This is a genomic window from Pseudonocardia sp. GCM10023141, from assembly GCF_042653605.1.
The window spans coordinates 20802-27459 of the sequence record NZ_JBHSIR010000074.1 but is presented as its reverse complement, the minus strand read 5'-3'; the positions used below and the strand labels follow the sequence as shown (position 1 = coordinate 27459).

The following is a 6658-nucleotide window of genomic DNA, read 5'->3' as shown; positions in this document are numbered from 1 at the left end:
CCAGTAAGACCAACCCAGGGGTCAACTTTCCGGAGCCGCCAGGGGGTCAAATTTGAGAAATCGTTGACACCACCCGCTCACCGGCCGCCACATGATCTATCTGGCCTGCACCCCCCAGACCGGAACCGCCCCGGTTCTCGATCGACGTGAGCTGATCGCGCTGCGCTGGACCCGGCTCCCCGACGTCGCCGCGCTCATGCCGGACCTGTTCGACCCGGTCCGTGATCATCTCGACGGTCGGTTGGGATGGCAATGTTGCCAGCAATGAGTCCGCCGCGGTGGACGGTCATTGTGCTGGGTGTGCTCGCGGGTCGGCGAACCATGCAGTGGTGAAGCTTGTGAGTGCGGAGAGGTCGAAGGTGGAGCAGGCGAGGGTGTCGTAGGCGTTGATCGCCTGGAAGGGGTGCGGTTGTCCTGCTACTGCGCCGCCGAAGAGCCCGGTACCGGAGGGACTGGTGATCAGCTGGCGCAGTTGGTCCAGTTGTGGCGTCGGGAGTGCTGCGGCGTATTCGATGACGATGGATCCATCACCCAGTATGTGTTCGAAGTTCAGCGTGGGAACTTCCTCGCCGGGTTCGTAGAAGCTCTTGTCGGGGTGGTTGCCCTCCCCGGCGGCGGTTCGGGTGCTGGGGTGGACGGTGCAGTCGCCGAAGGTGTCGCGAGCTGCGGCCATGTTCGATGCCGTGGGCGGACTTATTGCCAAGACGACTGCGGTCACCAAGCCGGCGACGATGAGCCCACTGTGGGCCAGGCGCGGTGCTCGCCACCAGGTGAGGAATTTCGCGAGGAGCTTCCCGAGGAGAACCATCGCGGTGATCGCGATGAGCTGCCCGATCTCCACGCCCACATTGAAGGCGAGGACTCGATGCAGTACGCCATCTTCGGGAAGCCCGAGATCCTGCAATCGGGTGGCGAGGCCCATGCCGTGGACAAGCCCGAACCCGAGAACGGCGAGGGCGAACCAGCGCCATCGCGTGGGACGGCCGATGACACCGACGATGCCGACGAAGACCAGGCTCAAGGCGATGGCGATGTCCACCGCCACGGCGTCCACGCGCCATCCGGCCATCGTGGCGACGATCAATGTCGTGCTGTGGCCGATCACGAAAACGGTGATCAACTTGGCTGCGCGTCGCAGGTCGCCAGCCAGCAGCACGATGCCAGCGATGAAGAGCAGGTGATCCCACCCCAACAGCATGTGTTCGATGCCCAAGGGCACGAACTCGAGCACGCTCTTACCTGCAGCGGACCCGTCGATGCCGTGGGCGAATGCTGTGCCGGGCAACGCTACGAGTGCGATCACACCCGCGGTGGCGACGATCGCCCATCGGCGAAGCAAGGCTGGCATCGGTCGCTCCTGAGCGTGTGGAAGGAGGTGGCCCGCGCCAGGAGCGGTCACCACAGACGCCCAGCACGCTATCAACTGCCCATTTCGGGCAGTGGGTTCGGGCAGTGGGTGGTCGTCGATGGGGCGTCGCCGCGTCGGGTCGCGCGGGGTCCTCAGCGTGGTAACAGCGAGACGCTCGTAGGGTATGGCTCCCGGCAGGCGCCGGTGGTGAATGTAGGGGTGGTGACGGTGACGGTTGCACTGTGCGGTCGCCGTCCGCTGCGTGCTGCGTTCGCTGGATTGGGTGTGGCGGCGTGCCTGCTGATGCTGACGCTGTCGGCGTTGATGGGATTTGTCGGACACACCACGGTTTCCCAGGCCGCTCATGACCAGTCGACGGTGTCGGCGGGGCACGCGGCGTATCGGGTGGCCACCGATGTCGCCGTTGCCCTCGACCACGAGGGACTCGATGCTGCCCATGGCGGGGACTCGGCGGACCCGCATTTGCATTGGGAGCACGACTCGCTCACAGCCTGGGGTGTGAGCGCCCCGTCGGCGGGTCTCCTCGCTGCGGCGTTCGTGCCTGGCGCCCCGGTGGACGCGTCGCTGACGGCGGTTCGCGGGATCCTGATCGGGTCAGTTCGGCTGTCTGCACCGGCCTACTTACTGTGTGTGTTACGCACATAACATCGCGTTGTCGACGTAGGCGCGGACATCCGTCCCACGCTGATATCGCCTGAGGCCGGTATCGCGGGGATCGGTATCGCGTGAGGTGTGGGCCGGCTCGGCTGAAGCGGCCCCTCGCGCCGATGTGCTCCGTCCAGTCTCGGTTCCGGGCATGTGTTCGCTGCTCGTGGGCTGCAGGCCACGCGTCGGTCAACTCCTCAGCGACCCCGAAATCTGAGCCATCGCTCCCCGGCGGGGAGTGATTCCTTGCGTTGGAGTTTCCGTGAAGGCACATGCTGCTGAACCTTCGAGCACGCCCGCGTTGGACCCGGTGATCCCGACGTCCGCCCGGCCGTCGGCGCGACTGCGTGGTGATCGGCTGGGCTGGTTCGCGCTGGTCGTCGTCGGGATCGTCGTGGTGCTGTCGGTGGTGCGGGCCTTCGTCCCGATGCCCTACCTGGGGGATATGTGGCGCCCGGCTGACACCGCCACGATCGCCCATAACTTCTTCGTGGGCGGCATGCGGCTGTTCGACCCGCAGATCAATTGGGGTGGCGCCGGTCCGGGGTATGTCGAGGCGGAGCTGCAGCTGCTGCCGTGGTTGTCCGCGACGGTGTACTTCGTGTTCGGGGAGCACGCGTGGGTCGGCCGGCTGGTCTCGCTCGCGTTCACGATCATCGGCCTGACCGCCTTCTGGGCGCTGGCCCGGCGGGTGCTCCCGGGCCCGACGGCGCGCTGGGCGCTGATCGCGTACGTCGTCTCGCCGATGGTGATGACCTACGGCAACGCGTTCATGCCCGACGTCACGGTGCTCGCGTTCTACCTACTGACGCTGCTGTTCTTCCACAAGTGGCTCACCGACGACCGCGGGGTCTGGCTGGTGGCGGCCGCGTCGGCCGCGTCGATGGCGGCGCTGGCCAAGCCGACGTCGCTACACGTCTTCCTGATCCTGCTGATCTGGCTGCTGATCTCCGCGCGGGACCGGCTGCGCAGGCCGTCGCTCTACATCGCGGGAGTGGCGGCGCTCATCGCACCCGCGCTGTGGCTCTGGCACGCCCACGAGCTCTACGTGCAGTACGGCAACACGTTCGGCGTGATCTCTGGTGGCGACAGCAAGTTCGGCAACCTCGCCATCTGGACCTCGAGCCTGTTCTACACCGGCAACATCTCGATCGAGGCCACGCTCGTCTACGGGCTGGTCGGCGTCCCGCTGGCGCTGGTGGGTGCGTGGCTGGCGTGGCGCGGCCGGGGTCCGGTGATCCTGGCCGCCGGGTTCCCGGCGCTGATCGTCTTCTACTTCGCCGTGGCGCGCTACAGCTCCGAGCTGGGTCCGCAGTACCACATCTTCTCGCTCCCGTTCGCCGCGATCCTCGTCGGGATCGGAGTGCAGGGGATCTCGTCGTGGCTCCGGGGCCGGGTGCCCGCACTGGTGCGCGGCGGGCTGGCCGTCGCCACCGTGGCGCTGCTCTTCGCGCAGAGCCTGATCATTTTTGTGCAGTCGTTCCAGGACAACAGCGGCGTGTACGGGGTGTGCTCGGCAGAGCTGGCACAGGTCTCGGCACCGTCCGACCTGGTGGTGATCAGCACGACCAGCAACGCGATCGACCGGGGCACGGCCAACAACTTCCAGGAACCGACGATCTTCTACCTGGCCGACCGGAAGGGCTGGAGCCTGGCCGCCGACCAGCACCAGCCGTCCTACCTCGAGTCCTACGCGAAGCAGGGTGCGAAGTACTTCGTCGTCTACGCACCGCTGCTCGTGCCGGCCGGGAGCGAGCTCGCGGACTGGCTCGACACCAACGCCAAGCAGGTGCGCTCGGCTGCCGACGACGGTTGCGCCATCTGGGCACTGGATCCACCTGGGGCGGTCTGATCACCGTGGGTGCGCTTCGGTGGCAAATCGATCCCGGCTCTGGTCTGACGTGCACGAAAGCCGATTCTCCGTGAACGATCAGCACGATCCCTGCGTAGCTGAGAACGGGGGCTCGCCGAGAACTGAGTCAGGGATCGCGACAAGCAGCCCAGGGATCGATGGGGCCCGTCGGTGGTGGTTCGTTCGCGGCCGGCTCGTGGTCATGGGTGTCGGCGCCGCGGTGGCGCTGCTGTTGCTCGGTGCCGCCGCAGCGCTGGTACTGACTGAAGCGGCCGGGACTTCATCAGCGCCGGACGCGGTTGACATCGGTTTCGGGCAAGACATGAGCGAGCATCACCTCAATGCCGTCACTATGGCGGTCTGGGCGCGTGAACACAGCACCGATCCGGTCGTGCGACAGCTGGCGTTTGACATCGAGAGCACGCAGACCGCGCAGGTCGGAACGATGCACGGGTGGCTCGATCTGTGGGGAGCACCCTCGTCCACGCCTACGGGACATATGGAGTGGATGGCGGTCTCGCCCCTGACTCACCGTTGGGCCGTGCAGGGTCACGACGCGATGAGCGGTGGCCCAGATCGTGCGATGACCCCGACCCCGACCCCGACCCCGACGCTCGCCACGACGCTGATGCCGGGCTTGGCCGGGACCGAGGATCTACGAAGGCTGCGCGCGAGCACCGGGCGAGAATTGGACGTCTGGTTTCTCCAGTTGATGATCCGCCACCATCGCGCTGGTGTGCCCATGCTCAGCGATGCCGCGGGCCGGGCCGGGAACCCGGTCGTACGGAATCTGGCCGCTCAGATGCTGCTCTCGCAGACCTCGGATACCGAGGTCATGATGGCGATGCTCGCCGCGCGAGGCGGGCAACCCCTCACCGGCTGACCGAGCTCGCCGACGCGGCGAGGTGAGCTGCGGGGTGGTTGGGACGTGGATGCGCTGCGATTCGGTGACAGGCAGCGCCCAATCGCCACTCCTGCCTGATATCCCGCCGGATCGCCTCAACCGTGCCGATCTCGTCGGGTCGGATGCGCGTCCTCGCCGCCGTGTGTGCTCGACGCAGGCGCCGGCGGCGGGAGGGTCGAGGGTGCGGTGTCGTGGTGGGGAATGTCGTAGGCGAGGTGCTCGGCGAACTGATGGGCTTCCTCGATCAGCGCGCGCAGATGATCGCTGGTGACGCGGTAGACCATGCGGCGCCCGATCCGGTGGGCGTGGACCAGCCCTGCCAGGCGTAGCCGCCCCAGATGCTGCGATACCGACGAGCGTGATGCCTCGACCTGGGCAGTGAGAGTGGTCACGTCCTGCTCGCCGATGGCGAGCAGTCGCAGCAGATGAAACCGGGTCGGCTCGGCAAGGTGCCCCAGTACCTGGGCGGCCAGCACAGAGTGATCGCCTATTGCTGGTTGTCGCGAGGTGCTGGCACTAGCCACGTTCTTGTGCGCGCGCATGTTTGCATAATGGTCCAGGAACGGTCACGCTGGCAACCATGAGCGACACGCCTGCCCCCGCGCCAGCTTCGGATGCTGACCCTCGCGCCTCACACGAGCATCGTGGCGAGATCACTGGACCGGCCGGCCACGCCCATCACCACGATGGCGCCGAGGCGGTTCCGTTGGCAGATTGCCCAGCCCAGGTCGCCGTGCACACGCAAGCCCCCGGCGTTTCGGGCCGTGAACATGAACACGGTCATGGTCACGGGCATGGACAGGGCGACGGGCACGGGTCGGGCCTGCGTGGATGGGTGAGATCGGTGTTGCGGCCGCACAGCCATGATGCGGCGGACTCCCTGGACTCGGCGTTGGAAGCCAGCGTCGACGGGATCCGAGCGGTGAAGATCAGCCTCGTTGCCTTGTTGCTCACGTCGGCCGCGCAGGCAGTGGTCGTGGTGGTGACGGGGTCGGTGGCGTTGCTGGCCGATACGATCCACAACTTTTCCGATGCGCTGACCGCGGTGCCGCTGTGGATCGCGTTCGTACTCGGTCGGCGGGTCGCGTCGCGGCGATACACCTACGGCTACGGGCGCGCCGAGGACTTGGCCGGGGTGTTCATCGTAGGCATGATCGCGTTGTCGTCCATCGTGGCCGGGTATGAGTCGGTGCGTCGACTGTTCGATCCACAGCCGGTGGGGAATCTGGGGGTTCTGATCGTGGCCGGCGTTGTCGGGTTTGCCGGCAACGAGCTGGTCGCGGTGTACCGGATCCGGGTCGGGCGCCGGATCGGGTCTGCGGCGCTGGTGGCCGACGGGTTGCACGCACGCACCGACGGTTTCACCTCACTGGCTGTGGTGGCCGGTGCCCTGGGGGTCATGGTCGGGTTCCCGCTTGCCGACCCGATCATCGGCGTCGTGATCACGATCGCGATCCTGTTCGTGCTCCGGGGTGCAGCGCGCGACATCTACCGTCGGTTGATGGACGCCGTTGATCCAGCTTTGGTCGACTCCGCCGAGTCGACGCTGCGTGCGGTGCCGAATGTGCTCGCGGTGGACGAGTTGCGGCTGCGCTGGATCGGCCACCGGTTGCGCGCTGAAGTTGGCATCTCGGTCGACCCTAGGCTGGGGATCATCGATGCCCATGACATCGCTATTGCAGCAGAGCACGCTCTGGTCCATGGCGTGCCCAAGCTGGTTGCCGCCACCGTTCATGTCAGCCCCCGTGACACTCCGGGGCAGGATCACCATGCCGCGCTGGCTCATCACCCCGCCACACTCGAGGCTGGTGCGATCGCCTAGGTGCGTCGATGACGAACGGTCGCGGCCGTGACAGCGACGTGCGCAAGCTGTGTCGCGGCAGCCGAT

8 protein-coding genes are annotated in these 6658 nt (G+C 66.8%); 5 read left to right on the top strand and 3 right to left on the bottom strand.

Features of this window, described 5'->3' with window-relative positions; all coding sequences use genetic code 11:
• Window positions 1-91 precede the first annotated feature (91 nt).
• On the top strand, window positions 92-268 hold the full coding sequence (locus tag ACFPFQ_RS42395; protein WP_379628934.1) for a hypothetical protein: 177 nt from the start codon (window positions 92-94) through the stop codon (window positions 266-268).
• A gap of 18 nt (window positions 269-286) precedes the next feature.
• Here the strand turns inward: ACFPFQ_RS42395 and ACFPFQ_RS42390 are convergent, their stop codons facing one another.
• On the bottom strand, window positions 287-1348 hold the full coding sequence (locus ACFPFQ_RS42390) for a HupE/UreJ family protein (RefSeq protein WP_379628933.1): 1062 nt from the start codon (window positions 1346-1348) through the stop codon (window positions 287-289).
• Window positions 1349-1576: 228 nt separating this feature from the next.
• Between ACFPFQ_RS42390 and ACFPFQ_RS42385 the strand changes: the two genes are divergently transcribed.
• From ACFPFQ_RS42385 to ACFPFQ_RS42375, 3 genes are all read left to right on the top strand, one after another.
• On the top strand, window positions 1577-2014 hold the full coding sequence (locus ACFPFQ_RS42385) for a hypothetical protein (protein ID WP_379628932.1): 438 nt from the start codon (window positions 1577-1579) through the stop codon (window positions 2012-2014).
• Window positions 2015-2324: 310 nt separating this feature from the next.
• On the top strand, window positions 2325-3866 hold the full coding sequence (locus tag ACFPFQ_RS42380; RefSeq protein ID WP_379628931.1) for a glycosyltransferase family 39 protein: 1542 nt from the start codon (window positions 2325-2327) through the stop codon (window positions 3864-3866).
• Window positions 3867-4068: 202 nt separating this feature from the next.
• Window positions 4069-4749: a DUF305 domain-containing protein gene (locus ACFPFQ_RS42375; RefSeq protein WP_379628930.1), complete on the top strand. Its 681-nt coding sequence runs from the start codon at window positions 4069-4071 to the stop codon at window positions 4747-4749.
• 116 nt (window positions 4750-4865) lie between these two features.
• Here ACFPFQ_RS42375 and ACFPFQ_RS42370 read toward each other — a convergent pair whose 3' ends face one another.
• On the bottom strand, window positions 4866-5312 hold the full coding sequence (locus ACFPFQ_RS42370) for an ArsR/SmtB family transcription factor (protein ID WP_379628929.1): 447 nt from the start codon (window positions 5310-5312) through the stop codon (window positions 4866-4868).
• A gap of 89 nt (window positions 5313-5401) precedes the next feature.
• On the bottom strand, window positions 5402-5584 hold the full coding sequence (locus ACFPFQ_RS42365) for a hypothetical protein (RefSeq protein WP_379628928.1): 183 nt from the start codon (window positions 5582-5584) through the stop codon (window positions 5402-5404).
• A 21-nt stretch (window positions 5585-5605) separates the two neighbouring features.
• On the opposite strand from ACFPFQ_RS42365, the gene ACFPFQ_RS42360 reads away from it, so the two are divergent.
• The gene (locus ACFPFQ_RS42360; protein ID WP_379628927.1) at window positions 5606-6592 is read left to right on the top strand and encodes a cation diffusion facilitator family transporter; all 987 of its coding nucleotides are present in this window, start codon (window positions 5606-5608) and stop codon (window positions 6590-6592) included.
• The last annotated feature ends 66 nt before the right edge of the window (window positions 6593-6658 follow it).